This is a genomic window from Thalassomonas actiniarum (assembly GCF_000948975.2).
GTDB classification, from domain to species: domain Bacteria; phylum Pseudomonadota; class Gammaproteobacteria; order Enterobacterales; family Alteromonadaceae; genus Thalassomonas; species Thalassomonas actiniarum.
The window spans coordinates 1,601,504-1,624,997 of record NZ_CP059735.1 but is presented as its reverse complement, the minus strand read 5'-3'; the positions used below and the strand labels follow the sequence as shown (position 1 = coordinate 1,624,997).

Here is a 23,494-nt window from a genome sequence, read left to right as displayed (position 1 = left end):
CTTTATTGAACACAGGATTTAGCGCAGGGGCAAAACTTTAACCGAGCTTTACACAATAAACTTAATGTTTTATGCAACGTTTTTTATGCAGAAGATAAATGAAATGTTGTTTACCACGAGTTTTACTTAAATACCCAAGGAGAATGGATATGACTATTCCACAAAACAAACTGAATGAAGTAAAAACAGCGGCAAGCGCGGCCATGGCTCGCTCTAAAGCAAGACAGGCACAAATTACCGCCAATATACATCAGATCAAGGCCAAACAGGTCACTAACCGCCCCCGGCCTTAACCGCCAACCGGGTGGCGGATAAATAGCCGCCGCCCCGATAAACTTCAAACTTACCGGAACAGTACTTGTTCCGGTAAGTCTTTCTTTCATTTGACTATTGATTGAGCTACAGGTCTTATAACTAGTCTTACTAACGGCTTTATTACCAGTCTTATTCTCAGCTTTTTGTGAGTTTTGTTATCAAGTAGGTCATTAGTTAATTTTTAATAGTAAATATCATCTATTCTTAAAGACATCGGAACAAATTAGTCTTCACTTTTAATGCCTTAAGCGGCAGGGCAAAGCAATTTTGGACGCTCAACAACAACAAATACGCCAACTGGAAAAAACCATCAAGCGCTTGACGATTTCACGCCAGCTTTTACAGGAATTTATCAGTAATGTAAAAGGGGTGAAACAGCTGGTAGCGATCGTGTTTGACCGGGTATTAGAAGCCCTGGACGCAGAGTCCGGCTCTTTGTGGTTAGTGGATAAAACAAAAAACCAGAATGTCTGCCACCTGGCCAAAGGCACCGCCAAAAACCGGGTGATCGGCCTGCGTTTACCTTTTGGTGTCGGCGTGGTCGGCGCCGTGGTCGAAAACCAGCAACCTGAGCTGATCATGGATTGCGGCAAAGATCCCCGCTTTAATGCCGAAGTCGATAAAAATACCGGCTTTATCACCCATTCGATGATTTGTGTGCCCCTGACCGTCAGTAACGAGTCTTACGGCGCCATCCAGGTGATCAACAAAAGAAGCGGCGTTAACCACAGGTTTGATGAAGAAGACTGCGAGCTGGTAAAAGAGCTGGCGGTTGCCGCCTCGCTGTCGATGAGAAACGCCCGCCTGCTGGAAGTAGAAAGCCTGGTCAAGGAAATGAATATCCTGATGACCATTTCCAAGGAAGTGGTCGCTACCTTGGACATAGAACAGGTACTCGATTATGTCGTCAATAAAACCAATGAACTGGTAGAAATCACCGGCGGCGCCATTGCCTTATGGGATGAAAACCGCAAGGTGCTCAAACTCAGGGTGTTATCCGGCGGCGAGGCCATAGACATCAAACAGGACAAACAGCAAGAGCAACTGGCGCTGATGGAGCAAATCAGAACCTTAGGGCGCAGCTCTTATGTTGCCGACCGCCTCAGCTATAAAAAAACCCTCAAAGGCGGTGCTAACGCCTGGCTCAACTACCTGGAAAAACATGAATTAAATGCCTTTTGGGCGGTGCCGCTCGAAGACGATGAAGGGGTTTTGGGGGTGCTCTGGTTTGAAAGCGATAAGTCCCATTTTGCCGGCCAGGGCAAAACCGATTTATTGCATATTCTCGCTACCCAGGCCACGGTCGCCCTGCGCAATGCCAGTTTATTTAAAAGCATCCCCTTTAGCGCCACCTTAAGCAATATCGGCCAAAAAGGGCAAAAAATGCTCGCCACCGGCAAGAAAAAATCCCTGACCCTGATCTTAGCCTCGATATTATTGCTTGAAGTGCTGCATTACGCGCCTTTTTTCCGCTTTGTTTCCGGCCAGACCATAGTCGAAGCCAGGCTCGGTGTCGGCGCCTTTTTACCTGTGGCCGGGCGGGTGGAAAACATCATGGTGAAAGAAGGACAAACGGTGAAGTCGGGAGATATTATTGCCAAACTCGACCCCGCCCTGCCCAGGCTCACCCTGGTAGAAGCCGAGGCAAAACTGGCGATTTTAGACCGGCAAATCATTGAAGCCCGGGCGGAGTCGGATGCCGCCTTAATGAGCAAATCCGCGATCGAGCGGGCGGCGGCAAACGCCCAGGTGGTCAAAGCCAGGTACGATTTGGAGCAGGTCAATATCCGCGCCCCCATAGACGGTATCGTTTTAACCCCCAGGCCCCAGGAATTAACCGGACGCTATTTTGCCTTAGGGGAAGAAATCATGCGTTTCGTCAACCCCGAAAACCTGCTGGTGATCGTCCATATCCCGGAAACCGATTTAACCGACATCGAAGTCGGCCAAAGGGTCAAAGGCGTTATGCGCTCCCAGCCGGGAGAGTACTTTACCGGCATTGTCCGCCATATCGGCCAGGCCTATGAAACCCCCAATACCGTACTCGAGTCTTCTTCCGAACTCGAAAGCGAAGAAACCAATACCGGCTTTATTGCCGAAGTGGAAATCGCCCATGCCCCCTATCAGCTGCGCCCCGGCATGACCGGACAGGCCATTATCACCACCCCGAAAACCTCGGCCCTGGTCAAGATATGGCGCAGGATCAGCAATTTCTTTGCCTTTAATTTCGGCTGGTAACCCCATGGAAGCCATAGTTCCGCCACCGCTGAGACTCGATTTAAAGATCCGTGAACTGGTGCAGCGGGGAAAAACCACCTACGTCATCAAAGAACCGGATAAACAGGAGTATTATCATTTCGATCAGGCCCAGTACCAGATGCTGATCCTGTTTGATAATAAGAAAACCCTGGAGCAGCTGGTGGAAACCTTTAACCAGCAGTCGCAGCAATATGAATTTGACCTCGAAGCCCTGCAGGACATATACGACTCCTGCAAAGACTTACATTTACTCAAACGCAGCCGCCAGGAAGAAACCGCCGCTTTGCTGGAAAGGAACCGGGAAGAGCGGCGGAAAAAGATCTTGCAGGCCAAAGGCAGTTTGCTGTTCCTGCGTTTTCACCTGGTCGACCCCAATGCTTTTTTTGACCGCATTATCGACCGCATCCGTTTTTTATGGACACCGACGGCGGTACGCTGGCAAATCAGCTTAGTGGCCGTCGCCTTTGTTTTAGTCCTGTTTCAGGGAGAGCGATTTTTACAGGACTTCAACCGTATTTACCTCAGCAACCAGGGCAACCTCGGCGGCCTGCTCGCCATCTGGTTTATTGCCCTGGGGGCCATCGCCCTGCATGAATGCGGCCATGGCCTCACCTGCAAGCATTTCGGCGGCGACGTGCACGATATGGGCTTTTTGTTTTTGGCATTCCAGCCCTGTCTGTACTGTAATGTCAATGATGCCTGGCTGTTTGAGCATAAACGCCATAAAATTTATGTCGCCCTGGCCGGTGTCTGGGTCGAACTCTTGCTGGCGGCACTGGCGGCCCTGCTATGGCTGTTAATCGATATCTCCAATCCCCTGGGTTTTGTTGCTTTTGTCCTGATGACCATCAGCACCGCCAGTTCGCTTTTTATTAACCTCAATCCGCTGCTCAAGTTCGACGGTTACTATATCCTCACCGATATGCTGGAAATGGAAAACCTGCGGCAAAATTCCACCGCCTGGTTTTCCTGGTCCATTAAGCGCCATATACTGCGGCTCGATACCGAGCCGCCACTGAGTCCTTCGCCGCGGGAAAAACGCATTTATCTGATCTATGGCGGCCTGGTCGCCCTGTATATGACCATCATTCTCAGTGCTATTGGCATCATAGGTTATGGTTTGGTTTCCAGGGAGTTCGGCTTTTTTGCCAATCTCGGCTTTATCTATCTGTTTTACCTGTTGATGAAAAAACTCACCGGCAGCTGGGGGGAGACCTTAGTGCACTGGCATAAAACTTTTTTCTGGAGTTCCAGCAAGCGGCAAAAGCGCACCCTTGGCGGCCTGTTGCTGATATTACTGGTACTGATTTTCTGGCAACCCCAGATGCGTATCCGCTCACATGGCATCATAGAAAGCACCCGGGTGACACTTTATGCCCCGCAAAACGCTTTTGTGACCTATGTCGGTTATGATCAGCAAAGGCAGCTGGCGACAATGCCAACCCCTTTACTTTTATCCCTGTCTTCTCCCGAGCTCAACCTGACCCGGGAAGCCTATTTGGCGGAGCAGGCGGCGCTGAGGTTACAGCAAACCATAGCCCTGTCGGAAAAAGAGCAGGCCAAAAACCGCCAGCTACTGATACAGCTGGCACTGATCCAGGACAAACTCGCCCAGGTGGACCATCAGCTCAGGCAACTGGATATCTACCCTCCTCCCGGCCACTGGCAGGTGGAAGGCATGCCGCCGCAGGCGCTGCAGGGACGTTTCTTCGAGCAAAACGGCGAAATACTGACCCTGGTGGACGCCACAGAGCGCTATATCGATGTCATCGTTGACCAGCGCGATGTTTACCTGCTGCAAACCGGCAATGTCGGACGGATAAAACTGACCGGCAGCCCGGCCGAGATCTACCAGGGGAAAATTACCACTATCTCGCCAGTGGCCACCCTGGAAGATGTCGAACAAAGTTTCAAGGTCAGGATGCAGCTATTACCGACAGAAAATGTCCATCCGGCGCCGCTGGGGCTATCGGGTGATGCCCTGATCTTTGGCGAGCACCAGCCGCTTTGGCGGCATATTTTCCATGAAATCAGAAAAATATTGCGGGCAGACTTATGGTTATAAAAAGGCTTATTTCAGCTTATTTCCTGCTATCCGGCTTGATGTATCTATTGCCGGCAATGGCGGCTGATGCCGCCGGGAAAATCGATCCCAGCATACATTTACGCGGCGTAGTGCTGCCGGGTGAACAGGTCAAAATAGCCTTTTCACAGGGAGGACTATTGCTGGAAATGCTGGGCAACGGCAAGTCGGCAGCCAAGGGGGAGATACTGGCGCGCATAGATGATAACAAGGCCAGGGCGGATATGCACAAAAACCAGGCCCTGATGCAGTCGGCATCTTCTGCCCTGAAAGCAGCCGAGCATAAACGCAGTAAAACTGCGCGACTGGTCAAAGAAAATATCCTCTCGGATATCGCCCTGGTAGAAGCCGACTTTGAAATTGAGATGGCAAAATCCAAGGAGCAGGCCGCCCGGGCACAGCTGGCGTTATCAAAAATCGCCCTGGCCAACTGCGTGATTTACGCCCCCTTCGACGGTACCATAGTCACACAGGATGCCAGCATTAACGAATGGGTCAAGTCCGGCACCCCGATTATGGAGTATGCCACATTAAACCAGTTAGTGCTGTCCATTGATGTGCCCCCTGATTTTATTCAATACCTGAACCCGGGACAGGAAACCGCGATTACCATCAATCAGCAAGTGGTGGGCAAGGTGCAATTAAAACAGATCTTTCCCCATATCGATCCCGCCAGCGGTTTACGGCGCATCATCTGGTCTGTGCAAGCAGACAATAACCAAATCTTATCAGGCCGCTATGTCGAATTAGAAAACTGGTTGCCGCAGCAATAACGGGGAAACAACAGATGACGATAGCCGGTTCCATAGATTTACTTAAGCCAGTTAAGCGCCTCATTAAGCCGGCACTGCTGCTGTTCAGCGCCGGCCTCAGCTCTATGGCCCAGGGCAGCGCCAAACTCAGCTTTGAGCAAATTACCGAACTGGCATTTAAGCAAAACCCGATATTATTGGGGCAGCAGGAAAATACCTATGCTAAAGATGCCAGCGAAAAAGCCGCCTTTCGCCAACTCCTGCCCAACTTTTCAGCAAGCAGTAGCGGGGAAAAAGTGCTCCAGGGAGATGCCGCCGATACGCCTGACGATACCTTGTACTCCGCCCGGTTAACCTTGTCGCAACCCCTGTATCGCCCCGCACTTGTGGCTAACTATAAAAAGTCCGCCCTGGATCAGTTAGACGCCCGCCTCAACCTGGCGCGCACCCGGGAGCAACTGTTATTTGATCTCAAAAGCGCCTGGTATCAGTTATTAACCGCCCAGCTGCTGGTGGCCGAATCACAGGAATCCCTTGAACGCCTCAAACAACACCAGGCTAATGCCGAGCATATGTACGCCAATGCCCTGATCTGGAGTAATGATGTATTGCAGGCCAAGGTCAGGGTCTCCAGCGGCCTGCAGGAACTGCTGGTCAGTAAAAATAACGTCCTCGATGCCAAACGTCAGTTGAATATTTTGATGGACCGCGAAATCACCTTTGCCTTTGATACCCGGGGGCAGCTTGACTACAGCCCGGTAAAATGGCGCTATCAGGATGCCGTCAATTATACCTTGGGCCATAGGGCCGAACTGAAACAGACACAGCTTGATATTGATATTGCCCGACAAGATCGTAATATCGCCAAAGCCGATATGAAACCCAGCCTGGATCTCAATCTGCAGCGGGGTTCCAGCGCCTTTAACTCAAGTTTTGATAATTCCGTCACCGAAACCCAGGTGACTTTATCGCTGCAGTGGAATTTCTGGCAATGGGGTAAAACTTCACAGCAGGTTGCCGCCGTAGACTACAACCTGCGCCGGTTATCTTTAGATCTGCGGCAACAGAAAAACCAATTCCAGGCGGATGTCCACGCCGTGTGGCTGAAGTTACAGGAGGCAGACAATAACCTTAAGGTCTTGCAACAATCGCTGGCACTGGCCAAAGAAAATTTCCGCGTCAGCCAGATACGCTACAAGGAGCAACTGGGCAGCTCCAATGACGTGCTCGACGCCCAGGATCTGCTCACCCAAACCCGGAGCAACCATATCCAGGCGCTGGGACAGTTTTTAACCGCCAAGGCCGAACTCGATTATGTTATCGGGGTACCGGTCAATGCCCAGGGCCAGCTGCAACCTTAAAAAGCCGGCCTGGCTATAGAGCTATCGCTTTAGCGCAATTCCCGGCGCAAGACCTTACCTACCGTGGATTTGGGCAACTCCTCAACAAAGTGATATTCTTTGGGCACCTTATAGGCGCTGAGTTGACTGCGGCAATAGGCAGTGATTTGCTCGGCGATCAGGTATTCGGCAAAGTCTGGGGATTGCGAATCATTTTCTTCCAGCACGATATAAGCACAGACTTTTTCCCCCGAGTTTTCATCGGCATGGCCCACCACCGCCGACTCCAAAATTTTCGGGTGCAGCGCCAGCACTTCTTCAATTTCATTGGGGTAAACATTAAAGCCGGACACCAAAATCATGTCTTTTTTGCGGTCAACGATTTGTACCCGGCCATCCTCATGGATAAAGCCGATATCGCCGGTTTTAAAGAAACCCTTGACCAATGCCTGTTCACTGGCCCGGGCCTGCTGCCAGTAGCCTGACATCACCTGCGGTCCCCGGGCGACAATTTCCCCGGTTTCACCTATGGCTAAAGCCCGGTTGTCTTCATCCCAGATCTCTATCTCGGTAGCGATTAACGGCCAGCCTATGGTGCCGAGTTTTTCTTTACCCGGGGTATTAAAGCACAAGACCGGCGAGGTTTCCGATAAGCCATAACCTTCGGAGATGGTACAGCCGGTGAGCTGGTGCCATAAGTTGGCGGCATTTTGGGTCAGGGCGCTGCCGCCGGATATGGTCAGTTTTAACCGGGAAAAGTCCAGTTGTTTAAAGCCGTCATGGTGACATAAGCCGACAAACAAGGTATTGATGCCGGTAAAGCTGGTAAAAGCGTAGGGTTTGATTTCATTGACAAATGCATCAAGATCCCTGGGATTGGCGATCAGCACGTTATGGGCCCCCTGAGACGCCGCCAATAACAGGTTCACCATAAAGGCATAAATATGATACAGGGGTAAGGGACAAATATAGATGTCTTCTCCCGGTTGTAATACCGGCGCAAACCTTTCATGGGTCTGCTGGACATTCGCCGCCAGGTTGCCATGGCTAAGCATGGCGCCCTTTGACAGTCCTGTGGTACCGCCCGTGTATTGCAACAGAGCGAGTGTTTCCAGGCTTTCCGGCTGCACCGTCCGGGGCGCTTGTGCTTTCCCCTTAGCAAGGGCGCCGTTAAAACTGCTGAGCAAGACAGTCGACGGCAAGTTATCCAACAGCTCCCGGCTGAGCAAATTAGTAATATCCTGCTCGCCGGTCAGTAAATCATCGGCTTTGGTGACGATCAGGGTTTCAAGCTCAGTATCTGCTAATATTTCCGCAAGCTTTGGCACCACATCCCCATAGGCGATAATGCCTTTAACCCCGGCATCCCTGAACTGGTGTGCCATCTCCCGGGTGGTGTATAAAGGGTTGGTATTAACGATCACTAAGCCCGCAGACATGGCGGCATAGGCGGCAATCGGAAACTGGATGATATTGGGCAACTGTATGGCAATACGATCACCCGGCACCAGCTTGGTATGATGTTGCAGATAACTGGCCAGTGCCCGTGATTGCTGCTCGACTTCCTTAAAGCTCAGGGTTTGTCCCAAACAGCTAAACGCCGGTTTGTCGGCGAACCTGGTCATGGCCTGTTGCACCAGGTCAAATACGCTGCCAAGGCCGTTTAACTCTACCCCTGTACTGCTGTTATTACTCATATCAAATCCTTGTCGTTATTTTTATATCCGTAGCTAATGTGCGCTACACCATTAGCGTAAAAAGAGTTTATAAATTAGTTTATGCACCAGTTTGCCATAAGGGGGAAAGGCCAGACTGGAGCTGTTGCGTTTGCCTTTTTTCAGCACAGATTTTGCTTTTGATAAGGTCAAAAAACCTTCATGGCCATGATAATGCCCCATACCGGAAGGCCCTATGCCGCCAAAGGGCATATCGTCCTGCGCCACCTGCATCGCCGATTCATTAAGGCACACACCGCCGGCATGGGTTTGTTGCAACACTTTTTGCTGAACCTGATCATCAAAACTGCACAGGTATAACGCCAGCGGTCTGGGCCTGTCGTTGACATAAGCGATGGCATCATCGAGCGAGTCATAACTAACTATCGGCAACAGCGGACCAAAAATTTCTTCCTGCATCAGGGTCATGTCATCACTGACTTTTGACACTAAGGTCAGGGGAATTTTCCTTTGCTCCCTGCAGGCAGCGCCGCTGTCATCGCCAAGCTCGGTGATTTCGGCACCTTTTTCTCTGGCATCTTCGAGCCAGGCCGTTAACCGCTCAAACTGCGCCTCATTGATAATGCTGGTGTAGTCTTTGTTGTTGGCAATATCCGGGTACATTTTACTGAACCAGTCGGCGAAAGCCTGCTTAAGCTCTTCAACACGTCCCTTGGGACATAAAATATAATCCGGGGCGACACAGGTTTGCCCGGCATTGAGGGTTTTCCCTAAAATCAGCCGCGAAACCGCATCTTTTATGGCAATGGTGTCATCGATAATGGTGGGGGATTTCCCCCCCAGCTCTAAGGTTACCGGGGTTAAATTAGCAGCTGCCGCCGCCATCACCATTTTACCGACCCGGGTTGAGCCGGTAAACAGCAAGTGGTCAAACGGCTGACGGGAAAAATGCGCCGCCACATCCGGGCCGCCGGCGATAATCGCCACCTTGTCCTGTGAAAAAATACTGCCCAACATTTTCGCCAGCACGGCATTGGTTTTCGGGGTAAATTCTGACATTTTGATCAAGGCGCGGTTACCCGCCGCCAGCGCCGTGGTTAACGGCCCTAAAGACAAAAACAGCGGATAATTCCACGGGGTAATAATACCGATCACTCCTAACGGCTGATACATCACATAACCGCTTGCCGGCTGGAATAATACACCGACATGGCGTTTTGACGGTTTCATCCATTTTTTCAGGCGTTTTATCGCATAATTGATGCCCATCACGGTTGGCATCAGGTCCGCCATTTTACTGTCGTCTAAGCTGCGGCAGCCAAAATCTTCAGACAAGGCCTGCACCAGCTCCTGTTGATGACCAAGCAGGGCTTTCTTCAGCTGCTGTAAATCATGAATACGGTCACTGGCTGCTAAATAAGGCTGCTGTTTAAATGCCGCTTGTTGTAATTGAAAAACGTCATCCACCAGGGTGATTTGTTCCCTGTCGTCCGCTTGGGTATATGAATTACTTGCCATAAAAACTTCCTGCTTAACTTCTTGTTAGAAAATGGCTTTTATGACAAATATCTACTCCTGCACCAGGAAAATTCCATTGTCATCCGCACCATCTTTGTATATGTTAATTTATTATTGGTTATTGCCAACTAGCTCAAAGTACAGGTGCCGATACAAATTCAGCCCCGGGAATATTGCGCCTAAACTGGCTTGAGTATATATAAGCACATTATCAATAAGTTGACGACAGTTTTTAAACAGGTGTTTACATTTAAAAAATCACGGAGCAAATATGAGCATTGCCGATTATATGTCAACCAAATTAATCACCTTGTCCATGGACGATGATCTGGGCAAAGCCAAGGCTATTTTTGATCAACACCAAATCCATCATATATTGGTCACCGATAACAAAGAGCTGGTGGGCATCTTTACCGACAGGGATCTTTATAAACACTTAAGTCCGGCCATAGGCACCTATAAAGAAACCCACAAAGACACGGCATATTTGCAGAAAAAGATTCACCTGATCATGACCCGGGACCTGATCACCTGCGCCGCCAACCTGCCGTTAAATGAAGCGGTTGTACTCTTCTACGACAATCATATCTCTTGCCTGCCGGTGGTAGATGAGCATTACCGCCCGGTCGGCATTATCACCTGGCGGGATATCATCAAAATTCTGGCATTGCAGCATAAAAAAAGAAGTGAGTAATTCCAGCATACGCATCTTGAGCACACCGGATTACTTACAGAAGGTAAGTACTTAACTTATATCTGGAGGGCTCTCTACCGAAAAACAGGCTGACACACTTCCCTGTAATGCCCGGCTTATGCTCATCCTGAGCGCGCCGGATACATACTTCCCTGTAATACCCCGCTAATGCTCATCCTGAGCGCGCCGGATACATACTTCCCTGTAATACCCCGCTAATGCTCATCCTGAGCGCGCCGAATACATACTTCCCTGTAATACCCCGCTAATGCTCATCCTGAGCGCGCCGGATACATACTTCCCTGTAATAAAAAAAGGCTCCGCAAAGGGAGCCCTGTTTTACTCAATGCCACTTAATAACACGGCTTATTCTGCCAAACAGACATTTAACGAGGTGATACCAATATCGCCGGTATAGAGGTTGGTTAAGCTGGTCACCGCGCTGTACTCGGGCTCATTGATACTCGACAGCCAAAAACCTTCGGTGCTGACGGCAAATTCACCGTATGCCGGCAATGAAATACTGAAGTTTTCCCCTACTTCCAGACTGTACTCTTGCTGATAATCAATGGCAAACAGGGTTGATTCATCTTCAACAAGGGCAAAATTAACATTCAAGCTATCGGGTCCCTGCCCCTGATAATCGTTACAGTCAAAAAACAACCCGGTCACAGTTTGCATCACAGGTAACTTCTGCACCGGTAATAACAAGGCAAAGTCATAATTCCCCGGGGCATTGCTTTTAACAATACCGTCACTGGTATAGACAGCGGTAGGAACAGTATCGTCACTGACTGTGATGGTGATGGTCTCATTTTCTGCCACTTGTATTTCGGTGGAAAATTCTCCCTGGTTGCTGGTAGTCAACTCAATATCATTGACTTTGACGTTAAGCCCAATCAGGGAAACATTTTGAGAATTGACCAGTTTTCCATAAACCATACCGTTTAATAAACTGCTTGCTTCAGATGCCGTGATCACCACATTATCGGCTTCAGAAAAGGTATAGCCGTCAAAAACCTTCAGGGACAATACATATTCACCGGCTACGTCGGGGATAAAACTGACGTTAACCTGATTGTCACTATCAAGATTGCTGTTACTGCCTTCCGGTTTACTGATAAATTCCCAGCTATATTGCAGCTGCCCACCTTCGGGATCACTACTGCCACCGGCATCTAAATTCACGCTTTCATGTACCCCGACCTCCTGGTCATTTCCGGCGTCCGCTACAGGTGCCATATTGTCGGTACTGACGGTGATCACTACCTGATCCGCCTCACTGGTAAGGGCGCCATCGGATACTTCCAGGCTAAATGTAAACGTGCCTTCAACATCGGCAGTAAATCTTGTTTGCACGTCGGTTTCAGACATCAGGGTCGCGGAACTGTCTGCCGGCTTAGTGAGCATTTCCCAGCGATAAGTGAGTTGATCATTATTGGCATCTGAACTCAGACTGCCGTCGAGTATCACAATGCCGGTGACCAGGACATGCTGGTTTTCACCGGCATTGGCAACCGGCCTGCTGTTTTCTTCACTGGCGGCCACGCTAATAACCACCTCATCCGCTTCACTGGTTAAAACACCGTCATTGACCACAAGGGAGAGACGGTAATTACCGATCACATCTGCACTGAACCTGGGCTGCGCCAAAGTTTCATCATCGAGAGTGGCATCGCTGCCCTGAGGTTTTTCGATAAACTGCCATAAATAACTGATGGCGCCGCCGTCGGGATCCTGACTTTGGCTGCCATCAAGCTGCACGCTGGCATTAATCAGCACATTTTGATCCCGCCCGGCACTGGCCACAGGCACCTGATCCGGTGTCGTAGTATCGTCAAGCACAGTAAATTGGATACTTTTTGTGGCACTGTCTTTTTGCCCGTCATTCACCACCAGAGATAAGCGAAATTCCCCCGTTTGTACCGCGACAAAACTAATTTCTACCTGATCCGCATTCGCCAAAACCAGGGGTTCTCCATTTTCATCGCTTAAACTCCAGCTATAACGCAGACTATCGCCGTCACTGTCACTGCTTTGTGAGCCACTGAAATTAAGAGCAGCTCCTAATGGCACAACACTGACATCAGCCATGTTATGACTGATTTGGGCTACCGGGGTATGGTTGGTGATCACCGGCTTATCAGAGCCGCCGCCTCCGCCGCCGCAACCACTTAACAAAAGTACTGCCGAGGTGAAAGCAAAAACTATTTTATTCATAAAAATCCTTTTAAGTGCTAAAAGTAGGTTAATTCATTCCGACCAAACCGCATTACCTGGTAAATCACCAAATAAAATAGCCCGACATTTCTCAGGGAGCTACATCGGGTGAAAGTCACAGCAATTGTAACAAAGCCAGATTTTACATTCTAGCAACAATTGATGCACTTTTAGATTACACAAGATTACAGCCTGCTTCGCCGGTAGCCAAGCCTATTTAGCAAAGATATCGAGATAACGATTAATGAACTTATTGCTTTGCTTTTGTGGCGTAAGTTTATCCACCACCTCCAGTGCCTGGACACTCTTACTCAGGCCCACCCGGTCATCTAAAGGTAACTGGCTGAAAGACTCTGACTGGACCACTTCTGTCAAAGTGGCGATGGCATGACTAAGGGATTGTTGAAAGTTGTCCGCTTTTTTTGCCTGCTCAACATCGCTAAGAATTGCCTGAGCAGAGCTAAGCGCCTTATTCATTTCTATTTCGGTATCCGTTGGCTCTGTCCGGGAGTTTTCCCCGTTTTGTTCATCGGCATCGACACTGTTAAAGCGTTGCTGAAAATCCTCGATAAATCCGGCCAAAGAAGCGGTTACGGTTTGAGTTTCACCTTCCTGAGACTGCTCACCTTGCGCCGTTTTGGCGAGGTTCCCATACTCGGCTTTTGAAATCAGGCCATATTCGTAGGCCCGCTCCACCAGTTTATCCACATCTACCGAGGTCAAAGGACCCTTTTTAAAAAACTCTGCACTGATGGCATTAATTTTTTCGGCTTTGGAAGACAAAAACAGGTTATTGCCCGCAGCTGCGGCACTTTCCTCCCGGACGGTGCCGGCAGAAGCAGTGCTTTCCGCTGTACTATTGACGGTATCCAGGCGGTTATTGGCTGTCTGTGTTGTGTAGGCATTAATGCTGGTTAACATAGCGATCCGTGTTACAAATTATTGACGAATAATGAAATATACAAGTATTAGTATGTAACCTAGCAAGTAGCGAACCAGAACTAACAGCCCGCTCGACATTTTCTGTTAACACCAGCAACGTCTTACCGCCACCGCTGAGCCTGCATATAAAGGCTTAATATCGATAAAACAACAAGCAGGCTAGCCTCTTGATCTCTATTCGGGGAACAAATCCTCCCCGAGACTGGTTTTATCCGTTAACTCACTCTACCCGGTCACAAAAAAGTGAAGTTATCGTAAACACATTTGCTTGCCCTGCCCCTTTAACTTAAAATATCGACAACACAATTTCCCTTAAAATAAAAAGGTTTCTTCATGGCATTGCCGGACAAATTTATCTATTCGATGCATCGCGTCAGCAAGGTGGTTCCTCCTAAACGCACCATCTTAAAAGACATTTCCTTATCCTTTTTCCCCGGCGCTAAAATTGGCGTGTTAGGTCTCAATGGCGCCGGTAAATCTACCCTGCTGCGCATTATGGCCGGGGTTGATACCGAGTTTGACGGCGAAGCCAAGGCCCTTGCCGGTACCAACATAGGTTACCTGCCGCAGGAACCGCAACTTGATGAAGAAAAAAGTGTCCGCGAAGTGGTAGAAGAAGCGGTCTCACAAGTGAAAAATGCCATTAAGCGCCTGGATGAAGTCTATGCCGCTTATGCCGAGGAAGACGCCGACTTCGATGCCCTGGCCAAAGAGCAGGGAGAACTTGAAGACATCATCAACAGCCAGGACGGCCACAACATCGACAATGTCCTTGAGCGGGCTGCCGATGCCTTACGTCTGCCTGCCTGGGAGCAAAAAGTTGCCAACCTCAGCGGTGGAGAACGCCGCCGGGTCGCCCTTTGCCGCTTGTTGCTGCAAAAACCGGATATGCTGCTTTTGGACGAACCCACCAACCACTTGGATGCCGAGTCAGTTGCCTGGTTAGAGCGCTTTTTACATGATTATTCAGGTACTGTGGTTGCCATTACCCACGACAGATACTTCCTCGATAATGTTGCCGGCTGGATCCTCGAACTCGACCGCGGCCATGGTATTCCATGGGAAGGCAATTATTCTTCCTGGCTTGAACAAAAAGACCAGCGCCTGCAACAGGAAAGCAAGGCAGAAAGCGCCCTGCAAAAAACCATCAAGCACGAGCTGGAATGGGTACGATCCAATCCCAAGGCACGCCAGGCAAAAAGTAAGGCACGTATGGCGCGCTTCGAAGAACTTAACAGCCAGGAAGTGCAAAAACGTAACGAAACCAATGAGCTTTATATTCCACCCGGACCACGTTTGGGGGATAAGGTCTTGGATGTCAGCAACCTGACCAAGTCGTTCGGCGACAGGGTATTAATTGATGACTTAAGCTTTAGTATCCCTAAAGGCGCCATCGTCGGTATTATCGGAGCAAACGGCGCCGGTAAGTCTACCCTGTTTAAAATGCTCTCCGGCACCGAGCAGGCAGACTCGGGTCAAGTTGATCTCGGGGAAACCGTTAAGCTGGCCAGTGTCGACCAGTTCCGTGACGATATGGACGGCGCAAAAACCGTTTATCAGGAAATTTCCGAAGGCCATGATATTATCGAGATCGGCAATTACCAGATCCCGAGCCGCGCCTACGTCAGCCGCTTTAACTTTAAAGGCAATGACCAGCAAAAATTCATCAAGGACTTATCCGGCGGTGAACGCAACCGGGTGCACCTGGCCAAACTGGTGAAAACCGGCGGCAACTTATTGCTGCTGGATGAGCCCACCAATGACCTGGACGTGGAAACCCTCAGGGCCCTGGAAGAGGCGTTACTGGACTTTGCCGGCTGTGCTATGGTTATCTCCCATGACCGCTGGTTCCTCGACCGTATCGCCACCCATATCCTGGATTACCGCGATGAAGGCCAGGTAAACTTCTTTGAAGGTAACTTTACCGAGTACGACGAATGGCTGAAGAAAACCTTAGGTCCGGCGGCGGTTGAACCCCACAGGATCAAGTATAAAAAAATCAGCTAATCTCCTTTTCGGGTAAACGGCGAATAGCTTGTTTTATCACAATAAATTAACAATAAAGGCACTGAATCGAAAAGATTTAGGTGCCTTTTTTTTAAACTAGAGCTATGCTAAAGACACCTAGTATTAATTTAACGAGTTTCAATGGAAAACCGACGCCAGTTTACCCGGATATTATTTTCAATTAAGGCAGAATTAGCGGTTGAGAATCACAGCTTTCCCGTTTCAATCCATGACATCTCACTTAACGGGGCCCTGGTTACCACCCCTGAGTGTGAGCACTCTCTGGTCAATAAGTTAGGTACCTTAAGTTTTACCCTGGGAGACGGGGAATCAGAAGTAACTATGCATATTGCCGTTGTCCACCAGCATGATGAGGAAACCGGGCTGCAATGTAATGCCATAGATATTGACAGCATTACCCATTTGCGCCGTCTGGTGGAATTAAACCTGGGAGATGAAGACCAACTGAATAAAGAGCTTTCCCAGCTCAGCCGTTACACAGAAGAAAGCGAGTAACAACAATTGGATAGCCCGGTGAACATTTCCGGAAAACCCTCATAAAACTAAGCTGCCATTATCTTCAGAGATTAAAAACAATATTTTCATAACCGAACAAACAAAAGGAATGTAGCATGAACTACATAGTCATTTCATTTATTGGCCCGGACCGCCCGGGATTAGTGGACAAGTTATCCAACATCATCAACCGCCACCAGGGCAACTGGCAAACCAGTAGCATGCACCATCTGTCCGGTTTTTTTGCCGGCGTACTCGAAGTCGCCGTCAGCGAAGAAAACAGCCAGGCACTGATCAATGCCTTAAACGATATTCCCGAGCTTAAGACCCAGATTGAAACCGGTAATGCCGTAGCTTCACCTGAACAAGCGGATATAGTGTTAGAGCTGACCGCCAATGACAGGGAAGGTATTATTCAGGAAATCACCTCGGTGATTCATCGCCAGGGGGGCAATTTATTAAAACTGGTCAGCAGCCAAAGCCCCGCCGCCCATAGCGGCCAAACCATGTTTAAGGCCAAAACCCGGATCAGCGTCAATGAAGATTCAATTGATGAACTGATCAGCGCTCTGGAAAATATTGCCGATGATTTGATGGTGGATATTTCCCGCTGATATGCGAATAAATAAATGCAAGTACTTAGTTTATGTCGGGAACAAGTAAGCTGAGCATACATGCTATAACGTCATTCCTTCACATCCATGTGATCATGGCATTGCTTGCATGGATGTAAGTACTTAATTTACGTCAGGAACAAGTAAATTGACCATACTTCCTGTAACGTCATCCCTTCACATCCATGTGATCATGGCATTGCTTGCATGGATGTAAGTACTTAATTTACGTCAGGAACAAGTAAATTGACCATACATCCTGTAACGTCATTCCTTCACATCCATGTGATCATGACATTGCTTACATGGATGTAAGTACTTAATTTACGTCAGGAACAAGTAAATTGACCATACATCCTGTATATAAAAAGCCTGGGTTACCAGGCTTTTTTGTTTCCACTTGTCTGAATCAGGCTTTCACCGGATTAAATCAGACCCAGCTTTTTAAATTCTTTTTGTACCACTTTACCCGGCAGCGGAATATAACCGTCTTTCTCTACAATTTTCTGACCGGATTTTGACAGGATCATTTTCAAGAACTCGGCTTCCATCGGGGATAACGGCTTGTTCGGGTGCTTGTTAACATAAACGTACAAGTAACGGGATAACGGATATTTACCCGAGACAGCATTGTCCATGCTGGCTTCTACATAGTTGTCATCTTTTTTCGATAACGGCAGGGCACGCACACCTGAAGTTTTATAACCGATACCTGAATAACCGATACCGTTTAACGAAGCAGATACCGACTGTACTACAGAAGCAGAACCCGGCTGCTCATTTACCGTATTTTTGAAATCACCTTTACACAGGGCTTTCTTTTTGAAGTAACCGTAGGTACCGGATACTGAATTACGGCCGTATAACTGTACATCTTTACCTGTCCAGGCACCGTTTAAGCCTAAGTCACCCCAACGGTCGACATTTTCATTGGCGCCGCATTTACGGTTGCTGGAAAAAATCGCATCCACCTGATCGATACGTAAACCTTTTATCGGGTTATCTTTGTGAACAAATACCGCCAAGGCATCAATGGCTACCCGTACCGCGGTAGGCTTATAGCCGTAACGTTTTTCAAAAGCTTCAATTTCACGGGATTTCATCTTACGGCTCATAGGACCGATATTCGAGGTTGCTTCCGTTAAAGCCGGTGGCGCAGTAGAAGAACCTGCCGCCTGGATTTGCACGTTAACGTTAGGGTAAGTGCGCTTAAATTCTTCCGCCCAAAAGGTCATCATATTGGCCAGGGTATCTGAACCAACAGAAGACAAATTACCGGAAACACCGCTTACTTTTTGATACTGAGGCAAACTGTCATCAACCGCTAAAGTTGAAAAACTCATCATACCCGCCAGACCAAGAACACCTAATACACGTTTAAAAGCCATTTTTTTCTCCAAAAGAGCTCAATTAATTTTTTGCTTACTATATGAAGCTAATATGACAATTATATTGACGCAATATGACACTTATATGACAGCAACAAACTTTATTCTCCTTACCGTCACTTTTACGTAAAAAGCCTGGCCCCGCCACTACACAGGTTAATATCATGATCAAAGCCCCGGGTTATGCTCAGAGCAAGCCTACACCAACAATCACGGTATCTATAAACCTTCAGCAAAAAACGCTGCGCTGTGCTGCCCTTAGTGTTTATTTCTTGTTAACATAATGTATTAGACTTCAATCACAAGGATTTAATAAAAAGTGCTCAACAAGATACTCCTTTGCTTCACTTTATGCTTTGCCCTAAACGCACAGGCGAAAGACTGGCAAAACTTATTCGACCATGCCCAATATCAAAATGCGAAAATTTCCCCTGACGGCAAATACTTAGCCGTTGCCGTACTTTCACAGGGAAAAAGGGCCCTGATATTCTTCGACAGCAAAACCATGAAGCCTGTCGGCTCCGCCAAGTTTCAGGGACGCAAAGAGATCGGCCGCTATTACTGGGTGAATAACGAACGTGTTGTCATCACCATAGATCAGCGGGACCCCTGGCTTGAAGAGCCGATAACATACGGCGAACTCTATGCCGTCAATTATGACGGTTCAAGAGGGGAGTTGATCTACGGCTACCAGGCTGGTGAAATGCAAACCGGCAGCCATATTAAGAAAAAAAAAGCCATCCGCGGCTGGGCAGAAATTATCGACCGCTTAAAGGAAGATAAAAAACACATCTTAATCAGCTCAACCCCTATGAGTGATACCGGCGAGCGACTGCCGACGGTAATGAAACTTAATGTCTACAACGGTAAGATAACAAGAAAATTAGGCACTTCCCCAATCCCATTCGCCCACTTCATCACAGATACTTCGGGTGAGCTGCGCGCCCTGACCGGTACCGATAAAAACGATCACCGCCTGTTGTATTTGCGTCGAGACGGCGACTGGATCCAGGCACCACAAGACCTGGTCGGCAAATCCGTTTCCCTGTTATCCGTTGATGCCTCAGGCAAATATCTATATACCTTAGATAACAAAGGGCAAGATCTAACCGGAGTTTTTAAACTCAACCTGGAAGATTACTCCTACAAAAGTGTCTATACCGATAAAGTCGTTGATATTACCAACGTAGAAATGACCACGGACGGCCGTACCGCCTATGCGCTAAGGGTGGATGAAGATTACCCCAGCTACCTGATCTTAAATAAAAAAGCCGAGGAAGCACAAACGTTTAAGAATCTGTTAGCGACCTTTCCTTACAGTAAGGTAAACATAACCAGTAAAACCGAAGACGGCAATATCTATATCGTCCAGGTTAGTTCAGATGTCGATCTCGGCACCCTATATTTATTCGACAAAAAAGAAAACAAAATCAGTGCTTTATTTAAGTTTAAACCAAATATCAACAGCGCAGAGTTGGCGCAGGTAGAACCTATCCAATTAGAAGCCTCCGACGGTCAACTGCTCCACGGTTACTTTACCGCAGCCAAATCAACGGATAAAAACGAAATTGCTCCACTGGTGGTGTTAGTGCACGGCGGTCCGCACGGTGTAAGAGACTATTGGAGTTTTTCCTCTGAAGTCCAATACCTGGCCCTTAACGGTTATTCAGTCTTGCAGGTCAATTACCGTGGTTCAGACGGCTATGGCCGTGACTTTGCCGTTGCCGGTCACCGGGCCTGGGGAACCCGGATCCAGCAAGATATTCACGATGCTTACCAATGGCTGATCAAGCAAAAGAAAGCCAAAGCCAGCCATACCTGCATCATGGGAACAAGTTTTGGCGCTTATTCTGCCATCCAAAGTGCGGTTAAATTTCCGGATACCTATCAATGCGCCATCGCCAATGCCGGCATCTATGACTTAGAACTGATGTTTGAAGAGGGAGACACACAAGAAGTAGCTTTCGGCCTAAGTTTCTTGAAACGGGTTTTAGGTACAGACAAAGCTCAACTAAAAAGCATGTCTCCGGTAAATCATGTGGAAAAAATCAATATTCCCCTGCTGCTGGCCCACGGTGAAAAAGATAAACGGGCGCCGTTTGAACATGCCAAACGCCTGAAAGCAGCCCTGGACAAGGCAAACAAAGGTTATGAGTGGTTTGTCGTAGACGACGAAAGCCATGGCTTTTTTAATCCTGAAAACCAAAAGGCCTATATGAACAAAGTGGTGAAGTTTTTAGACAGTCATCTGATGTAACGGTAATTACAGCCCAATAAAAACGACTAAAGTTAATACCTTTAGTCGTTTTTTACTGTCTCCCCCCTGCAGAGAAATAATCAGGCGTCAGTCAACGCCGCTCCTTCCTGAACTTGTGTTTCGCTTAAGTCAATCAAGCGGCTTTGCTCAAAATAAATGACAAACTCGCTGCCTTTACCCACCTTAGAGCTAATCCCCAGCTCGGCATTGTGATGGTGCAGCACATGTTTCACTATCGCCAGCCCCAGCCCTGAGCCGCCGGTATCACGGGAGCGGGACTTGTCCACCCGGTAAAAACGCTCGGTAAGACGGTTGATATCCTCCGGACGGATGCCCGGGCCATCATCTTTAACGGAAAAAATGCCCTTATTGCCGTCCTGGCGCCAGCATACCTGGATATTGCCGCTATCCTGGGTATAGGCAATGGCATTGGAAATCAGGTTAGCACAGGCGCTTTTAATTTCGGTATCTACGCCGGTGATCCCCAGGCTTTCATCAAGCTCAAGCGTTATTTTGTGCTGTTTCTCCTGATTGAGCCACTGGGCGTCATCAACCAACTGGCTGATTAACCTAGGCATGGCTATCGGGGTATTGGTTTCGACATCCGCCTGTATTTCCACCCGGGATAAAATCAGCAGTTGCTCCACCAAACGGTCCATACGGGTCACCTGGGACTCTATGGTATTAAAAGCCTGCAACCAGTGGGGGTCGAGGGCATGTTCAGTGGTTTGGATCATTTCAACATAACCGCGCACGACCGTTAGCGGCGTTTTTAGCTCATGGGAAACATTGGCAACAAAGTCCCGCCGCATTTCTTCCAAACGGTGGATGCGGCTGATATCCCTGGCCAGCAATAAAATTTGGTCGCTGCCGTAGGCCATCAACCTGAGCTCAAGCTGCACCTCATTATTGACCGGCGAAACTAACAGGCAAGGGGCATCATAAACCCCGGTTTCCAGATATTTGGCAAATTCCGGCGCCCGCAGCAGGTTGTCGATTCTTTGTCCGAGATCGCCGGGCCAGCGGATGCCCAGCAAACGGTGGGCTTTTTTATTGCCCCATTGTATGGTGAGATCATCCGCCAGCACCAGGGCGGCATCGGGTAAAGCTTCGGCGCCATCGCGAAAGCGGCGGATACGTTCATTTAATGCTTTTTGCTTGTTTCGCTGCTGTTTGATCTGACGGTACAAACCATCATAAATCCGCCCCCAAATTCCTTCCGACTGGGGCGGCGAAATCGCCTTACTTTTCCATAGCCAGTCGATTAGCTTAAATAAGTGGTGATAATGCCAGATCAATAACGCCAGCGTGGCGATCAACAGCGCCGGCAGTGCAACCCCAAAGATAAAACCCAGGGCCGCACTTAGCAGTAAAACAAGCAGTAACCGGATAAAAACAGAACGCGCAGATAAACGAAAATGCATAAGCCTAACTAGTTAATTTCCCGGAAAATCGGTAGCCTGAACCGCGTACCGTTTGAATAAAGTTTTCATGCCCGTGCCCGGTAATCGCCTTACGCAGACGCCTGATATGGACATCGACGGTACGGTCTTCGACATAAACATTGGTGCCCCAGACATTGTCGAGCAGCTGTTCGCGGCTATAGACACGCTCGGTATGGGTCATAAAAAAGTGCAGCAGGCGGAACTCGGTCGGCCCTAAGTCTAAATTGGCATTATTGATAGAAACACGGTGTGCCACGGGGTCAAGTTTCATGCCATGGAATTCAATCGCTTCTTCCAGCGCCGTCGGGGATACCCGGCGGATCACCGCTTTAATACGGGCAATCAGCTCTTTGGGTGAAAAAGGTTTAGTGACATAATCATCAACACCGGCATCAAACCCTTTCACCTTATCATCTTCATCGGTACGCGCCGTCAGCATGATAATGGGAATATTGCGGGTATATTCATTCAATTTTAAGCTTTTCGCCAGCTTAACCCCGGTGCCGCCGGGCAACATCCAGTCCAGCAAAATCAGATCAGGATAGGGCTCGCCAATTTTAGACATCGCCTGCTCATAATCCTGGGCTTCAATGGTATTGAAGCCATTTTGCTCTAATACAAAGGTGATCATTTCCCTGATTGGTGCTTCGTCTTCAACAACCAAAATTTGTCGGTTCATACAAATTTCCTGATAAATTTTTATTTTAAGCAAGTAATAGGCAAGTGCTTGGCAGCAATAAGCTGATATCACACTCCTCAAAGCCATTGTGCTTAAATTAGATGACACTTTTATGACAAGGAATAAATTAGCGTAATAATTAACTAATAGCGGGCGTTACGCAAGCAAAAACGGGAGCCCTTTGCCCTTTTCGTGGCATTTTATCGCGCCACTTTCCCCCTGCTCACAACTAAGAGCTTATCACGGATAAAATTTGCTCACCTGCCCGGCTGAACGCTGATGAGAAATGAAGCTGCAAGCGCAAAAATAATTTTACACCGGCTGGCCGGGTAAAGCTCTTAAATCAACTTTACACAGCTTTCTCTTTTTTTGCACATTTCTTAAACATTTGTCCCATACACTGATCATTGCCGGAAGATTTCCCGCACCAAAACAATCCCCCTTTAACACAAAAAGGAAGCGTAAAATGAAAACTCACAGCACAAAACTAATCCCCCTGCTTAGCCTGATATTATATTCCCAACTAAGTTACGGCGCGGATGGCGATTACGGACAAAATGACCGTAACCAAAGACGGGGTCCGCCGCAATTCAGCCAGCTTGACTTAGACGGCGATAACAGCGTGACCTTAGACGAGTTCAGCCAGCATCCGGTGCCACGCGGCGATCATGAAACCATCTTTAACCATATCGACAGCGACGGCGACGGCATTATCACAGAAACAGAATTAACCAGTCATAAACCGCCAAGAAGACCAAGAAACTAAACGACTGAATGTACGTAAAACAG

Annotated in this window: 18 protein-coding genes; 11 read left to right on the top strand and 7 right to left on the bottom strand. The window is 48.4% G+C overall.

Features of this window, described 5'->3' with window-relative positions; genetic code table 11:
* Positions 1 to 149 precede the first annotated feature (149 nt).
* The 5 genes from SG35_RS07175 to SG35_RS07155 all read left to right on the top strand — a co-directional run bounded on the left by SG35_RS07175 (position 150) and on the right by SG35_RS07155 (position 6,770).
* Entirely contained in the window at positions 150 to 293 is a 144-nt protein-coding gene (locus tag SG35_RS07175) for a hypothetical protein (protein WP_160298405.1), read from the top strand.
* A 289-nt stretch (positions 294 to 582) separates the two neighbouring features.
* Entirely contained in the window at positions 583 to 2,553 is a 1,971-nt protein-coding gene (locus SG35_RS07170) for a GAF domain-containing protein (protein WP_044835983.1), read from the top strand.
* A 4-nt stretch (positions 2,554 to 2,557) separates the two neighbouring features.
* Positions 2,558 to 4,639, top strand: coding sequence for an efflux RND transporter periplasmic adaptor subunit (locus SG35_RS07165; protein WP_044835984.1), 2,082 nt, complete (start codon positions 2,558 to 2,560; stop codon positions 4,637 to 4,639).
* Positions 4,630 to 5,430: an efflux RND transporter periplasmic adaptor subunit gene (locus SG35_RS07160; RefSeq protein WP_044835985.1), complete on the top strand. Its 801-nt coding sequence runs from the start codon at positions 4,630 to 4,632 to the stop codon at positions 5,428 to 5,430. The genes SG35_RS07165 and SG35_RS07160 overlap by 10 nt, the downstream gene beginning before the upstream one ends.
* Positions 5,431 to 5,444: 14 nt before the next feature.
* Positions 5,445 to 6,770 (top strand): TolC family protein, encoded by a 1,326-nt coding sequence (locus SG35_RS07155; RefSeq protein ID WP_044835986.1) that lies wholly within the window; start codon positions 5,445 to 5,447, stop codon positions 6,768 to 6,770.
* Between the two features lie 29 nt (positions 6,771 to 6,799).
* Here SG35_RS07155 and SG35_RS07150 read toward each other — a convergent pair whose 3' ends face one another.
* Positions 6,800 to 8,446 carry an AMP-binding protein gene (locus SG35_RS07150; RefSeq protein ID WP_044835987.1) on the bottom strand — a complete coding sequence of 549 codons (1,647 nt, stop codon included), beginning with the start codon at positions 8,444 to 8,446 and terminating at the stop codon, positions 6,800 to 6,802.
* A gap of 51 nt (positions 8,447 to 8,497) precedes the next feature.
* Positions 8,498 to 9,943 (bottom strand): coniferyl aldehyde dehydrogenase, encoded by a 1,446-nt coding sequence (locus SG35_RS07145; protein ID WP_044835988.1) that lies wholly within the window; start codon positions 9,941 to 9,943, stop codon positions 8,498 to 8,500.
* A 271-nt stretch (positions 9,944 to 10,214) separates the two neighbouring features.
* Between SG35_RS07145 and SG35_RS07140 the strand changes: the two genes are divergently transcribed.
* The gene (locus SG35_RS07140) at positions 10,215 to 10,637 is read left to right on the top strand and encodes a CBS domain-containing protein (protein ID WP_044835989.1); all 423 of its coding nucleotides are present in this window, start codon (positions 10,215 to 10,217) and stop codon (positions 10,635 to 10,637) included.
* A 366-nt stretch (positions 10,638 to 11,003) separates the two neighbouring features.
* Here the strand turns inward: SG35_RS07140 and SG35_RS07135 are convergent, their stop codons facing one another.
* On the bottom strand, positions 11,004 to 12,857 hold the full coding sequence (locus SG35_RS07135) for a PKD domain-containing protein (RefSeq protein WP_044835788.1): 1,854 nt from the start codon (positions 12,855 to 12,857) through the stop codon (positions 11,004 to 11,006).
* A gap of 213 nt (positions 12,858 to 13,070) precedes the next feature.
* The gene (locus SG35_RS07130) at positions 13,071 to 13,778 is read right to left on the bottom strand and encodes a hypothetical protein (protein ID WP_044835789.1); all 708 of its coding nucleotides are present in this window, start codon (positions 13,776 to 13,778) and stop codon (positions 13,071 to 13,073) included.
* Positions 13,779 to 14,132: 354 nt separating this feature from the next.
* On the opposite strand from SG35_RS07130, the gene ettA reads away from it, so the two are divergent.
* From ettA to SG35_RS07115, 3 genes are all read left to right on the top strand, one after another.
* On the top strand, positions 14,133 to 15,806 hold the full coding sequence (ettA, locus tag SG35_RS07125; RefSeq protein ID WP_044835790.1) for an energy-dependent translational throttle protein EttA: 1,674 nt from the start codon (positions 14,133 to 14,135) through the stop codon (positions 15,804 to 15,806).
* Between the two features lie 141 nt (positions 15,807 to 15,947).
* Positions 15,948 to 16,322 carry a PilZ domain-containing protein gene (locus SG35_RS07120; protein ID WP_044835791.1) on the top strand — a complete coding sequence of 125 codons (375 nt, stop codon included), beginning with the start codon at positions 15,948 to 15,950 and terminating at the stop codon, positions 16,320 to 16,322.
* 116 nt (positions 16,323 to 16,438) lie between these two features.
* Positions 16,439 to 16,936, top strand: a complete 498-nt coding sequence (locus tag SG35_RS07115) for a glycine cleavage system transcriptional repressor (protein ID WP_044835792.1) — start codon at positions 16,439 to 16,441, stop codon at positions 16,934 to 16,936.
* A 425-nt stretch (positions 16,937 to 17,361) separates the two neighbouring features.
* Here SG35_RS07115 and SG35_RS07110 read toward each other — a convergent pair whose 3' ends face one another.
* The gene (locus SG35_RS07110; RefSeq protein ID WP_044835793.1) at positions 17,362 to 18,324 is read right to left on the bottom strand and encodes a PstS family phosphate ABC transporter substrate-binding protein; all 963 of its coding nucleotides are present in this window, start codon (positions 18,322 to 18,324) and stop codon (positions 17,362 to 17,364) included.
* A 319-nt stretch (positions 18,325 to 18,643) separates the two neighbouring features.
* Here SG35_RS07110 and SG35_RS07105 point away from each other — a divergent pair, with 319 nt between their 5' ends.
* Positions 18,644 to 20,581 carry an alpha/beta hydrolase family protein gene (locus tag SG35_RS07105; RefSeq protein WP_044835794.1) on the top strand — a complete coding sequence of 646 codons (1,938 nt, stop codon included), beginning with the start codon at positions 18,644 to 18,646 and terminating at the stop codon, positions 20,579 to 20,581.
* Between the two features lie 80 nt (positions 20,582 to 20,661).
* Here the strand turns inward: SG35_RS07105 and phoR are convergent, their stop codons facing one another.
* On the bottom strand, positions 20,662 to 22,005 hold the full coding sequence (gene phoR, locus SG35_RS07100; protein WP_044835795.1) for a phosphate regulon sensor histidine kinase PhoR: 1,344 nt from the start codon (positions 22,003 to 22,005) through the stop codon (positions 20,662 to 20,664).
* A 4-nt stretch (positions 22,006 to 22,009) separates the two neighbouring features.
* Positions 22,010 to 22,705, bottom strand: coding sequence for a phosphate regulon transcriptional regulator PhoB (gene phoB, locus SG35_RS07095; protein ID WP_044835796.1), 696 nt, complete (start codon positions 22,703 to 22,705; stop codon positions 22,010 to 22,012).
* Positions 22,706 to 23,171: 466 nt separating this feature from the next.
* Between phoB and SG35_RS07090 the strand changes: the two genes are divergently transcribed.
* The gene (locus tag SG35_RS07090) at positions 23,172 to 23,471 is read left to right on the top strand and encodes an EF-hand domain-containing protein (protein WP_044835797.1); all 300 of its coding nucleotides are present in this window, start codon (positions 23,172 to 23,174) and stop codon (positions 23,469 to 23,471) included.
* Positions 23,472 to 23,494: the final 23 nt, after the last annotated feature.

Excerpts from the sequence above, each read along its gene's own strand:
- SG35_RS07155 (WP_044835986.1), top strand. The coding sequence starts at position 5,445 with ATGACGATAGCCGGTTCCATAGATTTACTTAAGCCAGTTAAGCGCCTC.
- SG35_RS07130 (WP_044835789.1), bottom strand. The coding sequence starts at position 13,778 with ATGTTAACCAGCATTAATGCCTACACAACACAGACAGCCAATAACCGC.
- SG35_RS07140 (WP_044835989.1), top strand. The coding sequence starts at position 10,215 with ATGAGCATTGCCGATTATATGTCAACCAAATTAATCACCTTGTCCATG.
- SG35_RS07150 (WP_044835987.1), bottom strand. The coding sequence starts at position 8,446 with ATGAGTAATAACAGCAGTACAGGGGTAGAGTTAAACGGCCTTGGCAGC.
- ettA (WP_044835790.1), top strand. The coding sequence starts at position 14,133 with ATGGCATTGCCGGACAAATTTATCTATTCGATGCATCGCGTCAGCAAG.
- SG35_RS07120 (WP_044835791.1), top strand. The coding sequence starts at position 15,948 with ATGGAAAACCGACGCCAGTTTACCCGGATATTATTTTCAATTAAGGCA.
- SG35_RS07175 (WP_160298405.1), top strand. The coding sequence starts at position 150 with ATGACTATTCCACAAAACAAACTGAATGAAGTAAAAACAGCGGCAAGC.
- SG35_RS07135 (WP_044835788.1), bottom strand. The coding sequence starts at position 12,857 with ATGAATAAAATAGTTTTTGCTTTCACCTCGGCAGTACTTTTGTTAAGT.
- phoB (WP_044835796.1), bottom strand. The coding sequence starts at position 22,705 with ATGAACCGACAAATTTTGGTTGTTGAAGACGAAGCACCAATCAGGGAA.
- SG35_RS07160 (WP_044835985.1), top strand. The coding sequence starts at position 4,630 with ATGGTTATAAAAAGGCTTATTTCAGCTTATTTCCTGCTATCCGGCTTG.
- SG35_RS07115 (WP_044835792.1), top strand. The coding sequence starts at position 16,439 with ATGAACTACATAGTCATTTCATTTATTGGCCCGGACCGCCCGGGATTA.
- SG35_RS07165 (WP_044835984.1), top strand. The coding sequence starts at position 2,558 with ATGGAAGCCATAGTTCCGCCACCGCTGAGACTCGATTTAAAGATCCGT.
- SG35_RS07145 (WP_044835988.1), bottom strand. The coding sequence starts at position 9,943 with ATGGCAAGTAATTCATATACCCAAGCGGACGACAGGGAACAAATCACC.
- SG35_RS07110 (WP_044835793.1), bottom strand. The coding sequence starts at position 18,324 with ATGGCTTTTAAACGTGTATTAGGTGTTCTTGGTCTGGCGGGTATGATG.
- SG35_RS07090 (WP_044835797.1), top strand. The coding sequence starts at position 23,172 with ATGAAAACTCACAGCACAAAACTAATCCCCCTGCTTAGCCTGATATTA.
- phoR (WP_044835795.1), bottom strand. The coding sequence starts at position 22,005 with ATGCATTTTCGTTTATCTGCGCGTTCTGTTTTTATCCGGTTACTGCTT.